Here is a 303-nt window from a genome sequence, read left to right as displayed (position 1 = left end):
GCGCCGCTCACGCAGGCGCGGCAAGTCGATGCTGACCACGCCGATGCGGTAGTACAAGTCTTCGCGGAACAAGCCCTGCGCGCTCAATTGCAGCAGGTCGGCCTTGCTGGCCGCGATCACGCGGCAATCGATGACGATCGACTCGTTGCCGCCAAGGCGCTCCAGCCTGCGCTCTTGCAGCACGCGCAGCAGCTTGACCTGCAAGGCCATCGGCATGCTTTCGATTTCGTCCAGGAACAGCGTGCCGCCGTTGGCGTATTCCAGTTTGCCGATGCGGCGTTTCTGCGCGCCGGTGAAGGCGCC

Annotated in this window: 1 protein-coding gene; it reads right to left on the bottom strand. The window is 64.7% G+C overall.

All coding sequences use genetic code 11. The features are described from left to right. Positions 1–303, bottom strand: a 303-nt coding sequence (locus tag HLUSI_RS27420; protein WP_040503251.1) for a sigma 54-interacting transcriptional regulator, incomplete at both ends; no start/stop codon positions are given.

It is taken from the genome of Herbaspirillum lusitanum P6-12 (assembly GCF_000256565.1).
GTDB classification, from domain to species: Bacteria; Pseudomonadota; Gammaproteobacteria; order Burkholderiales; family Burkholderiaceae_D; genus Herbaspirillum; species Herbaspirillum lusitanum.
The sequence above is the reverse complement of the archived record's forward strand: the minus strand, read 5'-3'. Positions and strand labels throughout refer to the sequence as shown.